At 68.9% G+C, this 14,345-nt stretch carries 12 protein-coding genes; 7 read left to right on the forward strand and 5 right to left on the reverse strand.

Annotated features, from left to right (window positions below; translation table 11 throughout):
- The first annotated feature begins 23 nt into the window (after nt 1-23).
- A complete protein-coding gene (gene purD, locus DQP58_RS10010) occupies nt 24-1,292 on the forward strand; it encodes a phosphoribosylamine--glycine ligase (RefSeq protein WP_112708248.1) in 1,269 nt (422 codons plus the stop codon).
- Here purD and DQP58_RS10015 read toward each other — a convergent pair.
- Nucleotides 1,289-2,872, reverse strand: a complete 1,584-nt coding sequence (locus tag DQP58_RS10015) for a gamma-glutamyltransferase family protein (RefSeq protein ID WP_112708249.1) — start codon at nt 2,870-2,872, stop codon at nt 1,289-1,291. The two genes, purD and DQP58_RS10015, sit on opposite strands and share 4 nt — an antisense overlap.
- 18 nt (nt 2,873-2,890) lie before the next feature.
- Nucleotides 2,891-3,808: an alpha/beta hydrolase-fold protein gene (locus DQP58_RS10020; protein WP_112708286.1), complete on the reverse strand. Its 918-nt coding sequence runs from the start codon at nt 3,806-3,808 to the stop codon at nt 2,891-2,893.
- A 61-nt stretch (nt 3,809-3,869) separates the two neighbouring features.
- Between DQP58_RS10020 and DQP58_RS10025 the strand changes: the two genes are divergently transcribed.
- On the forward strand, nt 3,870-4,487 hold the full coding sequence (locus DQP58_RS10025) for a TetR/AcrR family transcriptional regulator (RefSeq protein ID WP_430915824.1): 618 nt from the start codon (nt 3,870-3,872) through the stop codon (nt 4,485-4,487).
- Nucleotides 4,488-4,494: 7 nt separating this feature from the next.
- Here the strand turns inward: DQP58_RS10025 and DQP58_RS10030 are convergent, their stop codons facing one another.
- Nucleotides 4,495-5,241 carry a DUF429 domain-containing protein gene (locus DQP58_RS10030; RefSeq protein ID WP_112708250.1) on the reverse strand — a complete coding sequence of 249 codons (747 nt, stop codon included), beginning with the start codon at nt 5,239-5,241 and terminating at the stop codon, nt 4,495-4,497.
- Between the two features lie 49 nt (nt 5,242-5,290).
- Between DQP58_RS10030 and purB the strand changes: the two genes are divergently transcribed.
- Genes purB through DQP58_RS10045 form a run of 3 tightly spaced genes read left to right on the forward strand, consistent with a single transcriptional unit; the run spans nt 5,291 to nt 8,972 of the window.
- Entirely contained in the window at nt 5,291-6,709 is a 1,419-nt protein-coding gene (gene purB / locus DQP58_RS10035; protein ID WP_112708251.1) for an adenylosuccinate lyase, read from the forward strand.
- Nucleotides 6,706-7,953: a cytochrome P450 gene (locus DQP58_RS10040; RefSeq protein WP_112708252.1), complete on the forward strand. Its 1,248-nt coding sequence runs from the start codon at nt 6,706-6,708 to the stop codon at nt 7,951-7,953. Before purB ends, DQP58_RS10040 begins: the two co-directional genes overlap by 4 nt.
- Nucleotides 7,950-8,972: a tellurite resistance/C4-dicarboxylate transporter family protein gene (locus tag DQP58_RS10045; protein ID WP_112708253.1), complete on the forward strand. Its 1,023-nt coding sequence runs from the start codon at nt 7,950-7,952 to the stop codon at nt 8,970-8,972. Before DQP58_RS10040 ends, DQP58_RS10045 begins: the two co-directional genes overlap by 4 nt.
- Here the strand turns inward: DQP58_RS10045 and DQP58_RS10050 are convergent.
- Nucleotides 8,937-9,557 carry a hypothetical protein gene (locus DQP58_RS10050; RefSeq protein ID WP_112708254.1) on the reverse strand — a complete coding sequence of 207 codons (621 nt, stop codon included), beginning with the start codon at nt 9,555-9,557 and terminating at the stop codon, nt 8,937-8,939. The two genes, DQP58_RS10045 and DQP58_RS10050, sit on opposite strands and share 36 nt — an antisense overlap.
- A gap of 52 nt (nt 9,558-9,609) precedes the next feature.
- On the opposite strand from DQP58_RS10050, the gene DQP58_RS10055 reads away from it, so the two are divergent.
- Complete coding sequence (locus tag DQP58_RS10055; RefSeq protein ID WP_112708255.1) at nt 9,610-10,500, forward strand: phosphoribosylaminoimidazolesuccinocarboxamide synthase; 891 nt, start codon at nt 9,610-9,612, stop codon at nt 10,498-10,500.
- Complete coding sequence (locus tag DQP58_RS10060; protein WP_112708256.1) at nt 10,497-12,620, forward strand: S9 family peptidase; 2,124 nt, start codon at nt 10,497-10,499, stop codon at nt 12,618-12,620. The genes DQP58_RS10055 and DQP58_RS10060 overlap by 4 nt, the downstream gene beginning before the upstream one ends.
- A gap of 11 nt (nt 12,621-12,631) precedes the next feature.
- Here DQP58_RS10060 and DQP58_RS10065 read toward each other — a convergent pair whose 3' ends face one another.
- Complete coding sequence (locus tag DQP58_RS10065; RefSeq protein WP_112708257.1) at nt 12,632-14,245, reverse strand: DHA2 family efflux MFS transporter permease subunit; 1,614 nt, start codon at nt 14,243-14,245, stop codon at nt 12,632-12,634.
- Nucleotides 14,246-14,345 lie beyond the last annotated feature (100 nt).

Below are 14,345 nucleotides of genomic sequence, written 5' to 3' on the forward strand. Positions count from 1 at the left end.
CGCACCGGCTAGTGTGACGTGTCGTGCGTGTCCTGGTGATTGGTTCCGGTGCCCGTGAGCATGCGTTGTTGTTGGCGCTTCGCAAAGACCCCCAGGTCACGGGGCTGGCGGTCGCTCCCGGCAACGCCGGCACCGCGCGGCTGGCCGACCAGCACGAGGTCGATATCACCTCGGCGGACGACGTCGTCGCCCTGGCGCGCGAGGTCCGCGCGGACCTGGTGGTCATCGGTCCAGAGGTGCCGCTGGTGCTCGGGGTGGCCGACGCGGTGCGAGCCGCCGGCATCGTCTGTTTCGGCCCCAGCAAGGACGCCGCCCGCATCGAAGGCTCCAAGGCCTTCGCCAAGGAGATCATGGCCGCGGCCGGGGTCCGCACCGCAACAAGCGAAATCGTCGATACCCCGGCGCATTTAGACGCCGCCCTGGAGCGGTTCGGGCCGCCAGCGGGGGATGCGGCCTGGGTGGTCAAGGACGACCGCCTGGCCGCGGGCAAGGGCGTGGTGGTGACCGCGGATCGTGCCGTCGCCCGCGCGCACGCCGCCGGGCTCCTCGAGGCGGGACACCCGGTGCTCCTGGAGTCCTATCTGGACGGCCCGGAGGTGTCGCTGTTCTGCGTGGTCGACGGCGAAACCGTGGTGCCGCTGCTGCCGGCGCAGGATTTCAAGCGCGTCGGCGATGGCGACAGCGGACCCAACACCGGGGGGATGGGCGCCTACGCCCCGGTGCCGTGGCTGCCCGACGAGGTGTACCGCGACGTGGTCAGCAACATCGTCGAACCCGTTGCGGCGGAGATGGTTGCGCGCGGCAGCTCGTTCAGCGGATTGCTGTATGCCGGGCTCGCGATCACCTCCAACGGCCCCGCGGTGGTCGAATTCAATTGCCGCTTCGGCGATCCCGAGACGCAGGCGGTGCTGGCCCTGCTCGAATCGCCGCTCGGCCAGTTGTTGTACGCGGCGGGCAGCGGCAGCTTGGCGGACTTCGGCGAGCTGCGCTGGCAAGACGGCGCCGCCGTGACGGTGGTGGTGGCGGCGGAGAGCTACCCCGGCCGTCCCCGGGTGGGCGACGTGATCGTCGGCTCGGAAGTCGACGGGGTGCTGCACGCCGGGACGGCCCGGCGCGACGACGGTGAAATCGTATCCTCGGGTGGCCGGGTGCTGTCGGTGGTGGGCACCGGGGCCGACCTGGCCGCCGCGCGAACCAGGGCCTACGAGGTCGTTCGTTCGATTCGCCTGCCGGGCAGTCACTTCCGCAGCGACATCGCCCAGCTGGCCGCCGAGGGCAAGATCCGCGTTTAAAAGGCCGCGGCCTGACCGTCCCGACGCGGATCGCTGGCCGCGACATAGCCGCCGTCGAGCCGCCAGATCGCCTGGCAGCTGCCGAATTGGTTGTAGTCGTCGACGGCGACCAGGTCGTGCCCGCGGCGGCGCAGCTCGTCGAGCGTTGCGTCCGGGAACCCCGTTTCGCAGCTCACCTGCATGCCCTGCACCCACCGGAACCGCGGGCCGTCGCACGCCGCCTGCGGGTTCTGCCCGTGGTCGGCGATGCGCACCATCACCTGCACGTGACCCTGGGGCTGCATCATTCCGCCCATCACCCCGAAGCTCATGACCGGTTCGCCGTCTTTGGTCACAAACCCCGGGATGATGGTGTGGTAGGGGCGCTTGTTCGGACCCACGGCATTCGGATGTCCTTGGGCGGCAGCGAAATTCGCGCCCCGGTTTTGCAGCGAGATCCCGGTGCCCGGCACCACCACTCCCGAACCGAACCCCATGTAGTTCGACTGGATCATCGACACCATCATTCCCGCGGCGTCGGCGGCGGTCAGGTAGACGGTTCCACCCGCCGGGGCGCCGGCGGATGCCGGCCTGGCCCGTCGGCGGTCGATCAGTGCCGCGCGCTGCTTCAGATATTCCTTGTCCAACAGGCGTTCCGGTGCCAGCGGCATGTGCTCGATGTCGGCGACATACGCCTGGGCGTCGGCGAACGCCAGCTTCACCGCCTCGATCTGCAGGTGCACGCTGTCCGCGGAATCGACCGGCAGCGAGGCCAAGTCGAAGTGTTCCAGGATGCCCAGGGCGATCAGCGCGACGATGCCCTGGCCGTTGGGTGGTATCTCGTGCACCGTGTATCCGCGGTAGCAGCCGTCGACCGTGCCCACCCAGTCGGCGCGGTGGGCCGCCAGATCACCGGCCCGCATGGCCCCGCCGTGCGCCAGCGCGTGCGCCTCGAGCTGGGTGGCCAGTTCGCCACGGTAGAACGCGTCGCCGTTGGTCGCGGCGATCGTCTCCAGCGTGGCCGCATGGTCGGGCAGGCTGAATCGCTCGCCGGGCTTGGGCGCGCGCCCGCCGGGCAGAAACGCCTGGGCGAACCCCGGCTGGTGTTCGAACAGCGGCACCTGGGCGGCCCACTGCTGCGCGACCGTCGTTGAAACCAGAAAGCCGTTGCGGCCGTAGGCGATTGCGGGTTCGAATAGCCGCTCGAACGGGAGCTTGCCGAACTTGGCGTGCAGTTCGGTCCAGGCCGACACCGCGCCGGGCACGGTCACCGAATTCCACCCGAGGATCGGAACGGCCTGCCCGTCAAAGTATTCCGGTGTCCAGGCCGCCGGTGAGCGGCCCGAGGCGTTCAACCCGTGCAATCGCGTGCCGTCCCACACGATGGCGAAGGCGTCCGAACCGATGCCGTTGGACACCGGCTCCACGATCGTCAGGGTGATGGCCGTGGCGATGGCCGCGTCGACCGCGCTGCCGCCCTGGGCGAGCATCCGCAGGCCCGCCTGGGCGGCGAGTGGTTGCGACGTGCACACAACGTTTTCCGCCAGGATGGGCTTGCGTGGCCAGGCGTACGGAAAGGTCCAGTCGAAGGGTGCGGTCACCTGCGCGAGCGTATCGCGTTACGCCGTCAGCAGCGGTGCCATCCAGGTCAGCTCGGCGGGCAACTGCGAGCTCCAGAACGCACCGTCGTGCCCGCCAGGAGAGAAGCCGCCGGCCGGCGGGTTTGGCAGCTGTGCGATGAACTGTTTCGTCGCGGAGTAGAACGGATCGCTGTCGCCGCAATCGATTCGGATCGGGATCGAGGCCAGCGCGGGCATGCCGAACACCGAATTCGCGGCGAAATCATCGGGCCCGTCGAAGGCCCCCGGCGCCGCGGCACCCGAGGACATCCACAGGGCCGGGCTCACCGCACAGATCGCCGCGGTGCGGGCCGGCCCCAGCCGGCCGCCCAGCAGCAGCGCGCCGTAGCCGCCCATCGACCAGCCCAGGAACGCCACGCGCGAGGTGTCCAGATTCTGATTGCCCAGCATCGGGATGAGCTCGTCGAGCACCATGGCCCCGCTATCCTCCCCGGACGACCGCTTGTGCCAGTAGCCCCCGCCGCCGTCGACGGCGACCACCGCGAACGGCGGCAGTCCGGCGTCGACGGCCTGCGCCAGACCATGTTCGACGCCGCCGGCCATCACCGTCGAGGCGTCACTGCCCTTGCCGTGCAGCGCGATCACCGGCCGCAGCGGCTTGGTCTGGCCCGGCGGGCGGGCGATGGCCCAGTTGGTGTTGGCCCCGCCGCGGGCGGCGGAGGCGAAGGCACCGGTCACCATGGTGGGGGCGGGCGCCGCCGGCTGAGCCGGATCGCGGGGCGGGCCGGGCGGCGGCGCCAATGGCATCCCGGTGCCGGCCGTCGATACCGGCACGGCGCGAGATGTCCGGGGTTCTAACAGGATGTCGAACCCGTAGACGCCAACCGCGCCGAGGGCCGCGCCGGCGCCGAGGCCGAGCAGGGCGCGTCGGCTCAAGTCGGGCATGCGGGCCATTATGCCCCCGCCGTTTGGCCGAAATGGCAATGCAGTACCACTTTGGCTGGCACGATGGCTACTCGTGACAGCAGCGGTTACTCCAAAAGGAGAACGTCGACGGTATGCGCTCGTCAGCGCCGCCGCCGAGTTGCTGGCCGAGGGCGGGTTCGAAGCGGTGCGGCACCGGGCGGTGGCGCGGCGGGCTGGATTGCCGTTGGCTTCGACCACTTACTACTTCTCGTCCCTCGACGATCTGATCGCACGCGCCGTCGAACACATCGCGATGATCGAGGTGGCGCAGTTGCGGTCGCGGGTCAGCGCCATGTCGCGCCGGCGCCGGGGACCGGAGACCATCGCCGAGGTGTTGGCGGACCTGCTCGTCGGCGACGTGTCCGGACCGGGCCTGACCGATCAGCTGATCTCGCGCTACGAGCGGCACATCGCGTGCACCCGGCTGCCCGCGCTGCGCGAAACCATGCGTCGCAGCCTGCGCCAGCGCGCCGAGGCGGTGGCCGAGGCCCTCGAGCGCTCGGGTCGGTCGGTGCACATCGAGCTGGTGTGCACGCTGATCTGCGCGGTCGATGGCTCGGTGGTGTCGGCCCTGGTGGAGGGCCGGGACCCGCGCGCGGCGGCGCAGGGCGCGGTGGTCGACCTGATCGAGGTGCTCGCGCCGATCGATCAGCGGCCCGTGCAGATCTGAGCGCCCGTTACGCGCGGATCGGATCCGCCGGCAGCGACGGCGTCACGATGTAGCCGGTGTCGAGGTCGCCGTAGATGGTCACGTCCTGCGGGCTGCGCTGCGCGTACAACGCCACATAGGCACAGACCACGGCATCGACCGGGTCTTCGGCGCGGCGCAGTTCGCTCTTGCGTTGCGCGGCCGTGACGGCCCGGCGCAGCGCGACCCAGCCGTCGTGCCCGGCCACGCGTAGCGGCACCGGGGCCCGCGCCAGCCGCTCGACGCCGTCCATGAGTAGCAACAGCTCGGACCTGAGCCGCTCTACGCTGCGGCCTGGCTTCGCCTTGTATTTCAGGGTGCGTTCGAGGCGAAACAGCGCGACGGTGGCCGCGTGGGGATAGACCTCGATGGCCCGGCGGGCGGCCTGCGATCGCGGGTCCGCGTCCAGGCCGAGCGCCGCGGCCAGCCGGCCCGCGCGGGGGCCGCCGACGAACTCGGGTCTGCCGGTGTTGCAGGGGTGCGCGCCGGCCTCGTACCTGCGGAAATCGCGGTTGAGCGCCGCCTCGGCGGGACGCTGCCCGGTCGGATTGTTCACCACCAGCGGTGCATCGAAGGCGACCACGCAGTCGCCCTGGACGTAGGGGCGTAAGGCGGCCAGGATCTCGTCGTCGTCGCGGACCGCGCACACGCTCACCAGGGCGCCGCCGGAATCGACGACGGCGACGCCGGTCGGGTTGCGACCCGCCCAGGCGAGGTCGACGCCGGCGAAGTACATCCGCATAGGCTATGGCCGCGACCGTAAGCTGTGTGTTCGTGAGGACCAAGTGAGCATTCCGAATGTGCTGGCCACCCGGTACGCCAGTGCCGAGATGGTCGCGATCTGGTCGCCGCAGGCCAAGGTCGTCGGCGAGCGCCGGCTATGGCTGGCCGTGCTGCGCGCGCAGGCCGAACTGGGCGTCGCGGTGCCTCCCGAGGCGATCGCCGACTACGAGCGGGTGATCGAGGACGTCGACCTGGCCTCGATCGCGGACCGCGAACGGGTGCTGCGCCACGACGTCAAGGCGCGCATCGAGGAGTTCAACGCGCTGGCCGGCCACGAGCACGTGCACAAGGGCATGACCAGTCGTGATCTGACCGAGAACGTGGAGCAACTGCAGATCCGGCGCTCGCTGGAGCTGGTCTTCGCGCATGGCGTGGCGGTCGCGGCGCGGCTGGCCGAGCGGGCGGTGGCCTATCGCGACCTGGTGATGGCCGGGCGCAGCCACAACGTCGCCGCGCAGGCCACCACCCTGGGCAAGAGGTTCGCCTCGGCGGCCCAGGAGACCCTGATCGCGTTGACCAGGTTGCGCGAGCTGATCGACCGTTACCCGCTGCGCGGCATCAAGGGCCCGATGGGCACCTCGCAGGACATGCTCGACCTGCTGGACGGCGACGCGGCCAAGCTCGCCGAGCTCGAGCGGCGAGTCGCCGAATTCCTGGGATTCGCAACGGTATTGACCAGCGTCGGGCAGGTGTATCCGCGTTCGCTGGACCACGACGTGCTCTCCGCGCTGGTGCAGCTGGGCGCCGGACCGTCGTCGCTGGCGCACACCATCCGGCTGATGGCCGGCCATGAACTGGTCACCGAGGGATTCGCGCCGGGGCAGGTCGGTTCGTCGGCGATGCCGCACAAGATGAACACACGCAGCTGCGAACGGGTCAACGGTCTGCAGGTGGTGCTGCGCGGGTACGCGTCGATGGCCGCCGAACTGGCGGGTGCGCAGTGGAACGAGGGCGACGTGTTCTGCTCGGTGGTGCGCCGAGTCGCGTTGCCGGACAGCTTCTTTGCCATCGACGGCCAGATCGAGACCTTCTTGACGGTGCTCGACGAGTTCGGCGCCTATCCGGCGGTGATCGACCGCGAGCTGGACCGCTACCTGCCGTTCCTGGCCACCACCAAGGTGTTGATCGCCGCGGTGCGCGCCGGCGTGGGCCGCGAGGCCGCCCACCACGTGATCCGCGAACACGCGGTGGCCACCGCGCTGGCCATGCGCGAGCACGGCGCCGAGCCCGACCTGCTGGACCGGCTGGCCGCCGACGATCGGCTGCCGCTGGACCGGGCGGCGCTGGACGCGGCGCTGGCCGACAAGAAGGCGTTCACCGGCGCCGCGGGTGACCAGGTGGACGAGGTGGCGGCGCAGGTGGACGCGCTGGTGAACCGCTACCCGGACGCGGCCAAGTACGCCCCGGGTGCGATCCTGTGACGCTGGTCGGCGCGCTCGCTTCGATCGACTTCACCGATCTGGACAACTTCGCCAACGGTTTTCCGCACGAGCTGTTCGCCATCCACCGGCGAGAGGCGCCGGTGTACTGGCACGCACCGACCGACAACACCCCCGATGGTGAGGGCTTCTGGTCCGTCGCCGCCTACGCGGAAACGCTTGAGGTGCTCAAGGATCCGGTGACCTACTCCTCGGTCACCGGTGGCGCCCGGCCCTATGGCGGGACGCTGCTGCAGGACCTGGCGATCGCCGGTCAGGTGCTCAACATGATGGACGATCCGCGGCATTCGCAGATTCGGCGACTGGTCAGCTCCGGTCTGACGCCGCGGATGATCCGCCTGGTAGAGGACGACCTGCGGGGCCGGGCGCGCCGGCTGCTGGACGCGGTGGTCCCGGGTGAGCCGTTCGACTTCCTGGTAGACATCGCCGCCGAGCTGCCGATGCAGATGATCTGCATCCTGCTGGGAGTCCCTGAATCCGAACGGCATTGGTTGTTCGAGGCCATCGAGCCGCAGTTCGATTTCGGTGGTTCGCGCAAGGCGTCCCTGTCGCAGCTCTCTCTCGAAGAGGCCGGGTCGCGGATGTACGAGTACGGTCAGCAGTTGATCGCGTCCAAGCGCGCAAACCCGACCGATGACATGTTGTCGGTGGTGGCCAACGCGATGCTCGATGACGCTGACGGATCGGCCCTGTCCGACCTCGAGCTGTACCTGTTCTTCAGTCTGCTGTTCAGCGCCGGCGCGGAGACCACCCGCAACGCGGTGGCGGGCGGCCTGCTGGCGCTGGCCAACCACCCGCACCAAATGCAGTCGCTGCGCGGCGATCTCGGGGCACTGCCCACGGCCGTCGAGGAGATGGTGCGGTGGACGTCGCCGTCGCCCTCCAAGCGGCGCACCGCCACCCGTGACGTCAGCCTCGGCGGCCAGTCGATCGAGGCCGGGCAGAAGATACAGATCTGGGAAGGCTCGGCGAATCGCGACGCCGGCGTGTTCGAGCGTGCCGACGAATTCGATATCGCCCGAAAGCCCAATCCGCACTTGGGCTTTGGCCAGGGTGTGCACTATTGCCTGGGTGCCAACCTGGCCCGGCTGGAGCTGCGGGTGCTGTTCGAAGAGCTGCTGTCCCGGTTCGGCGGGGCGCGGGTCGTCCGGCCGGTCGAATGGGCCCGCAGCAACCGGCACACCGGCATTCGGCACCTCGTCGTGGAGCTTCACGAAGAGCCGTGACGATCCGGTTCGCCGATGTCGAGCCCTCACCCGATGTGTTCGCGGCGGTGATGGCGACGGGAATCTTGTCGATCGGCGCGCACAATCACGGCTACCGGTTGATCAGCGACACGATGGGCGTCATCGCCACCCTCGGACTGTTGTTGCTGGTTACCCTGGTCGTGGTGAAGGCCTGCGGCCCGGGCCAGGTGCTGCGCTGGGATCTGACCGATCCCGACGTCACCCTGCGGCTGATCACCTTCGTGGCCGCATGCGCGGTGATCGACACGCGTTTGTCGTCCAACGTGTGGGTGGCGCGGGTGCTCGGCGTGGTCGGCCTGACGTCCTGGCTGATGCTGATCCTGTTCAGCGCGCGAAACATGCTGGCCCACCGGTGGCCGGAGCTACGCGACCGCGCCCACGGTGCCTGGCAGCTGGGCAGCGTAGGCACCTCGGGTCTGGCCATCGTGATCGCGCGGGCGGCGCGGCAGACCGGCCATCACTGGTGGCTGGCGGTGGCCGTGGCCGGCTGGCTGGCGGCGCTGTGCATCTACGGCCTGATGACCTGGCTGACGATGTGGCGGGTGATCAACGAACGGCAGGACCGGGACGGCTTCGAACCCGACACGTGGATCCTGATGGGCGGCATGGCGATTGCGACGTTGGCCGGCGACACCATCCACGCGGTCGCTCCCGCCTGGCTGGCCGGGCCGGTGCGCGCGGTCACCGTCGTGACCTGGGTGACGGCCACCCTGTGGATACCGCCGCTGATCTATTTCGCGCTGCACCGCATCAGGCGGCACCCCAACATGCTGCAATTCGCCGGTGTGTGGTGGGCGTTCGTCTTCCCGTTGGGCATGTACTCCGCGGCCAGCTTCGCCATGGCGGTCGAGATCGGGCAGCGCTCGCTGCTCACCGTTTCGCTGGTGTTCTTCTGGGATGCGTTGGCCGCGTGGATCATTGTGGTCGTCGCCGGGCTGCTGCTGTTAGCGCGGGCGATGCTGCTACGCACCGCGGATCGCGATGCCGGCCGACCGTAATTCGAGCGCGACCAGCGCGCCGATAGTCACCGGATCCTCACGGCGCCACCCGCCGACCGGGTCCGCGCTCACGGCGATCAACTTCCGGGCCGGCCGGTTGGTCAGCGCCCGCAACGCCAGCAACTGCGCCCCGGCCGGCGTCGCGGCCAGGGCGGTCACCGTCAACTTGCGCCGAAAGAACCGAAGCCGCAGAAAAAACCACGGGAGCACCGCGATGAGGATCGGGACCGCGACGACCGCCATCGCCAGCAGCACCGCAAGCCAGCTCGCCGCGCTGTCCAGATCGTGGCCCGCGCCCGCGATGTCCAGCGCGGCGTGGCTCGCGGAGTTGAGCGGCTTGCTGACCGTGTCCCCCACCACGGGAATGTGCTGGGCCTCGCGGCCGGCGGACGCGAGGTTGCCGGCGATGCCGTTCGCGCCGCTCTCCACCTGCCGCCCGGCGTCGGCGATGGTGGCGATGGCGTCGTAGACGGCCAGCCCGACGAGCAGCCACAGCAGGGTCCACACGACGACGGCGAGATCGCTGAACAGCTGGACGGCCAGCCGGCCGGGTCGGGTGGAGTAGGGCAGAAACCGCGGTGTCATAGCCCCGATCCCAGCACAAACCCGGATTGCAGGTGCCCGATAGGCTGACCGGATGCCCGCACTGTCCGACTATCAGCACCTGGCCAGCGGCAAGGTCCGCGAGCTGTATCGCGTCGACGACGAGCACCTACTGCTGGTCGCCACCGACCGGATCTCGGCCTACGACTTCGTCCTGGACAGCACCATCCCGGACAAGGGCCGCATCCTGACCGCGATGAGCGTGTTCTTCTTCGGCCTCGTGGACGCGCCCAACCATCTGGCCGGGCCGCCCGACGATCCGCGCATCCCCGACGAGGTGCTGGGCCGCGCGCTGGTGGTGCGTGAGCTGGAAATGCTTCCGGTGGAATGCGTGGCGCGCGGCTACCTGACCGGCTCGGGATTGCTGGACTACCAGGCGACCGGACAGGTCTGCGGCATCCCCCTGCCGCCCGGCTTGGTCGAAGCCAGCAGGTTCGCCGAACCGCTGTTCACCCCGGCGACGAAAGCCGCACTGGGCGACCACGACGAGAACATCTCCTTCGCGCGGGTGATCGAGCTGGTCGGCGCCGTACCCGCCAACCAACTGCGCGACCGCACCCTACAGATCTACGTACAGGCCGCCGACCACGCGCTCCGGAAGGGAATCATCATCGCGGACACCAAGTTCGAGTTCGGCACCGACCGTGACGGCAACCTGCTACTGGCGGACGAGATCTTCACCCCGGATTCGTCGCGGTACTGGCCGGCCGACGAGTACCAGGTCGGCGTCGTCCAGAACAGCTTCGACAAACAGTTCGTTCGCAACTGGCTGACCGGCCCCGAGTCCGGCTGGGACCGTCACGGTTCCCAGCCCCCTCCGCGGCTGCCGGAAGACATCATCGCGGCCACCCGCGGGCGCTATATCGAGGCCTACGAACGCATTTCCGGGTTGAGCTTCGGTGACTGGATCGGTCCCAGCGCATGATCGAAACCCAACGAAACGGGTCGGTGCCCCCCGTCGCCAAGCGGGTGGAGACTCGGCGCGAGCATCACGGCGACGTCTTCATCGACCCGTATGAGTGGCTGCGCGAAAAGACCAATCCCGAAGTCATCGCCCATCTCGAGGCGGAAAACGCATACGTCGACCAGATGACCGCGCACCTTGAGCCGCTGCGGCAGCAGATCTTCGCCGAGATCAAGGCGCGCACCAAGGAGACGGATCTGTCGGTGCCCACCCGCCAGGGCCAGTGGTGGTACTACGCGCGTACCTACGAAGGCAAGCAGTACCGCGTCCAGTGCCGTTGCCCGATAAGCGGACCCGACGACTGGGACCCGCCGATCCTGGACGAGGACACCGAGATCCCCGGCGAGCAGTTCCTGCTCGACTCCAACGCCGAGGCCGAGGGCCACGAATTCTTCTCCCTGGGCGCCGCGACGGTCAGCCTGGACGGCAACCTGCTGGCCTATTCGGTCGACACCCTCGGCGATGAGCGGTACACGTTGCGGTTCAAAGACTTACGCACCGGCGAGCTGTACCCGGACGCGATCGCCGACATCGGGGCGGGCGCGACCTGGGCCGCCGACAACCGCACCGTGTACTACCTGACCCTGGATGCCGCCCACCGTCCCGACAAGGTGTGGCGGTATCGGGTGGGCTCGGGTGCCGAGCCGGAGCTGGTGTATCACGAAGCCGACGAAAAGTATTGGCTGGGCGTGGGTCTCACGCGCAGTGAGACCTATGTCTTCATCGCCTCGGGATCCTCGATCACCTCGGAGTATCGCTACGCCGACGCCGCCGATCCGCAGGCAACGTTCACGGTCGTGCTGCCGCGCCGCGAGGGTGTCGAGTACGCGGTGGAGCACGCGGTCATCGGCGGGCAGGACCGGTTCCTGATCCTGCACAACGACGGCGCGGTCAACTTCACTCTCGCCGAGGCGCCGGTCAGCGATCCGTCACAGCAGCGCACCCTGATCCCGCACCGCGACGACGTCCGGCTCGACGGGGTGGACGCTTTCGCCGGCCACCTCGTCGTCGGCTATCGCCGGGAGGCGCTGCCCCGGCTGCAGCTGTGGCCCATCAACGCCGACGGCACATACGGTGGGCCCGAAGAGATTTCCTTCGACTCCGAGCTGATGTCGTCGGGGCTGGCCGGCAATCCCAACTGGGCTGCGCCCAAGCTGCGGATCAGGGCCGGATCCCTGGTGATTCCGGCGCGCGTGTATGACATCGACCTGGCCACCGGCGAGCGCACGCTGCTGCGCGAGCAACCCGTGCTCGGCGATTATCGGCCCGACGACTATGTGGAGCGCCGTGACTGGGCCGTCGCCGACGACGGAACCAGGGTCCCGGTGTCGGTCGTGCACCGCGCCGGCATCGAATTCCCGGCGCCCGCATTGCTTTACGGCTACGGCGCCTACGAGCTGTGCACCGACCCGAGCTTCTCCATCGCCCGGTTGTCGCTGCTGGACCGCGGCATGGTGTTCGCGATCGCCCACGTGCGTGGCGGCGGTGAAATGGGCCGGCTGTGGTACGAGCACGGCAAGCTGCTGGAGAAGAAGAACACCTTCACCGACTTCGTTGCCGTCGCAAGGCATTTGTTGGACTCCGGTGTCACCCGGCCAGCTCAGCTGGTCGCGTTGGGGGGCAGTGCCGGCGGTCTGTTGATGGGCGCGGTGGCCAACCTGGCCCCAGAGCTCTTCGCCGGAATTCTCGCGCAGGTCCCGTTCGTCGACCCGCTGACCACCATCTTGGACCCCTCCTTGCCGCTGACCGTCACCGAATGGGACGAATGGGGAAACCCGTTGGCGGACAAGGACGTCTACTCCTACATGAAGTCCTATTCACCGTATGAGAACGTGGCGGCCAAGCGGTACCCGGCGATCTTGGCGATGACGTCGCTGAACGACACGCGGGTCTATTACGTCGAGCCGGCCAAGTGGGTCGCGGCGCTGCGACACGCCAACGGCGACGGCAGCCCGGTCCTGTTGAAGACCCAGATGAACGCCGGGCACGGTGGCGTCAGCGGCCGCTACAAGGCGTGGGAGGAGGCGGCGTTCCAATACGCGTGGCTGCTGGATGCCGCAGGGGCCCAGTCGTCGACCTAGGCCGCCGCGCGTCAGTCGCCGAGCTGCGGGGTCGGTGGCTTCTTGGGCAGGAACGACGCCGGGATGATGGTGAACGCCACCAGCACGACGGCCAGGATGAACACCACCGCGTAGGCGTGCGCCAGGTGGTGGGACACATGGCTGGCCAGATCGGGGGCAAGCGGCTGGCGCGGGAGGGCCGACGGGTCGACCGGCAGGCCTCGCTTGCCGGTGGCGGCGCGCACCCCGCCCATCTCGTTCGCCGCCATCAGGGCCTCGTTGCGGTTGAACTGATTGGTCAGGATCACCGCCATCAGCGCGGCGCCTATGGACCCGCCCACCTGCTGGTTGACGCTGATCAGCGTCGTCCCGCGGGCGACCTGGTGGGGGGCGAGCGCCTGCATGAGCGCCGCGGAGAGCGGCGTGGTGGTCAGACCGATACCCAGCCCCATGATCGCGAGCCCCGTCACCAGGACCGGTGAGTAGGCGGCCTGGCTGGCGACTCCGTAGGTGAAGACGCCCAGGCCCGCCGCCATCAGCGGCAGGCCGATGAGCACGATGTTGCCCGGGCCGCGCCGGTCCATGAAGGCGCCGCCGAGCGGCATGGTCAGTACCGCACCGATGCCGATCGGCAGCATGTGCAGCCCCGACTGCATCGGCGTCTCGTGGCCGACGATCTGAAAGAAACTGGGCACCAGCAGGCCGACGCCCACCGAGGCGGCCCCGAACACCAGCAGCGTCACATTGACCTGGGTGACCACCGGGTTGCGGAACAGCCGCAGGTCGATCAGGGGATGGTCGGTCCGGTACCAGGCATGCAGGATGAACGCGACGATCAGGCCCAGGCCGACGAGCGCGGGCACCAACACATAGCGGTCGGCGACGGTGTGCCGCCCCGGGATGGAACACACCCCGCACAAAAAGATCGCCACGCCGGGCGAGAGCAGCAGCGCGCCGGTGATGTCGAGGGCCTCCGACGGGGCCGAGCGGTCTTTCGGGAACATGATGGCCGCGAGCGCGAACGCCGTCAGCCCGATCGGCAGGTTGACCAAGAAGATCCATTTCCAGCCGTACGCACCGATCAGCCAGCCGCCCAGGATGGGCCCGCCGATGGGGCCGAGCAGGATCGGGATTCCGCCCACCGCCATCAGGCGACCGACCCGCTTCGGTCCCGCCTCGCGCGTCAAGATGACGAAACTCAGCGGTAGCAGCATGCCGCCGCCGATGCCCTGGACCACCCGAAACAGGATCAGCAGCAAGATGTTCGGCGCTATCGCGCACAGCAGCGATCCCAGCGTGAAGATCAGCACCGAACCCATGAAGAGCCGTTTGGTGCCGAACCGATCCGCCGCCCATCCGGTAACCGGGATCACCGTCGCGAACGCGAGCATGTAGCCGGCGATCGTCCACGAGACCACGGCCTGCGTGGAGCCGAACTGCGCGATGAAGGTGCGCTGCGCGACAGCTACGACGGTGCTGTCGAGGACCGCCATGATGCAGGCGAGCCCACACACCCCGGCGATCCGGAACAGCGCCGCGTCCAGCTTGTCGGGATATTCCTCGGCGCGCAGCGACGGTCCCGGCGCGGTGGGCAACGGGACGTTGAAGGCTGCGGAACGGGTCTTCTGCATGGCGCCGCTGAGCATATCCACAGGGTTGCCCCGGCTGAAGCGTTTTATCCGTATTCGCTTATTCGCACGCGTGTAATTCGCGGCGCGCGGATTGCGTCGCGACCACGGTTAAGCG

The organism is Mycobacterium colombiense (assembly GCF_003284975.1).
In the GTDB taxonomy this organism is placed as follows: Bacteria; Actinomycetota; Actinomycetes; order Mycobacteriales; family Mycobacteriaceae; genus Mycobacterium; species Mycobacterium europaeum_A.

Coding starts and splice junctions, on each gene's coding strand:
- DQP58_RS10065 (WP_112708257.1), bottom strand. CDS start 14,245: ATGCTCAGCGGCGCCATGCAGAAGACCCGTTCCGCAGCCTTCAACGTC.
- DQP58_RS10060 (WP_112708256.1), top strand. CDS start 10,497: ATGATCGAAACCCAACGAAACGGGTCGGTGCCCCCCGTCGCCAAGCGG.
- DQP58_RS10030 (WP_112708250.1), bottom strand. CDS start 5,241: ATGTACTTCGCCGGCGTCGACCTCGCCTGGGCGGGTCGCAACCCGACC.
- DQP58_RS10050 (WP_112708254.1), bottom strand. CDS start 9,557: ATGACACCGCGGTTTCTGCCCTACTCCACCCGACCCGGCCGGCTGGCC.
- DQP58_RS10055 (WP_112708255.1), top strand. CDS start 9,610: ATGCCCGCACTGTCCGACTATCAGCACCTGGCCAGCGGCAAGGTCCGC.